The 1,222-nt window shown below is 65.5% G+C and carries 2 protein-coding genes; both read left to right on the forward strand.

What is annotated here, in order from left to right:
* Positions 1 to 838: FAD-binding protein (locus tag AC1D15_RS33085; protein WP_477829400.1), on the forward strand; the 838-nt coding region annotated here is incomplete at its 5' end.
* A 31-nt stretch (positions 839 to 869) separates the two neighbouring features.
* Positions 870 to 1,222: 2Fe-2S iron-sulfur cluster-binding protein (locus AC1D15_RS33090; protein ID WP_477829401.1), on the forward strand; the 353-nt coding region annotated here is incomplete at its 3' end.

Below are 1,222 nucleotides of genomic sequence, written 5' to 3' on the forward strand. Positions count from 1 at the left end.
CCTCGGCTCCGAGACGATCATGAAGCGCCTGCCCAGCGTGCTGGAGATCGGCCACAACTTCGCGAACGTCGACATCACGAAGGAGCCGATCCCGGTCGTGCCGACCATCCACTACCAGATGGGCGGCATCCCGACCAACATCCACGGCCAGGTCGTGGTGCCGAAGGACGGCGACCCGAACGCGGTGGTCAACGGCCTGTACGCGGTCGGCGAATGCGCCTGCGTCAGCGTGCACGGCGCGAACCGCCTGGGCACGAACTCGCTGCTCGACCTGCTGGTGTTCGGCCGCGCGGCCGGCAACCACATCGTCGATTCGGCGCTGAAGACCCAGGCCCACAAGCCGCTGCCGGCCGATGCGGCCGAGCGCACGCTGGCCCGCCTGAACAAGTACGAGGCGAGCAGCGGCGGCGAATACGCGCAGGACGTCGCCAACGACCTGCGCAACTCGATGCAGAAGCATGCCGGCGTGTTCCGCACGCAGGCGACGATGGACGAAGGCGTCGAGCAGGTCAAGGCGATCGCCGAGCGCGTGAAGAACATCCACCTGGCCGACAAGTCCAAGGTGTTCAACACCGCCCGCATCGAGGCGCTGGAAGTCGAGAACCTGATCGAGGCGGCGCTCGCCACGATGATCTCGGCGGCCGCCCGCCACGAGAGCCGCGGCGCGCACACCGTCAACGACTACGCCGATTCGCCGGAATTCCCGAACGGCCGCAACGACAAGGTGTGGATGAAGCACTCGCTGTGGTACAGCGAGGGCAACCGCCTCGACTACAAGCCCGTGAAACTGACCCCGCTGACGGCCGAGTCGATTCCGCCGAAGGTCCGCTCGTTCTGAGCCATCGCCACGAGAACGTCGAAAGCATTTCATGACCAAGCGTGTTTTCCAGATCTACCGCTACGACCCCGACACGGATTCGAAGCCCCGCATGCAGACCCTCGAGGTCGAGCTCGACGGCAGCGAGCGCATGCTGCTCGATGCGCTGATGAAGCTGAAGGCGGTCGACCCGACGATCAGCTTCCGCCGCTCGTGCCGCGAAGGCGTCTGCGGTTCGGACGCGATGAACATCAACGGCAAGAACGGCCTCGCGTGCCTGACCAACATGCGCACGCTGCCCGACGTCGTCGTGCTGAAGCCGCTGCCGGGCCTGCCGGTGGTGCGTGACCTGATCGTCGACATGACGCAGTTCTTCACGCAGTACAACTCGATCAAGCCCTACCT

It is taken from the genome of Rhizobacter sp. P2_H2 (assembly GCF_056403375.1).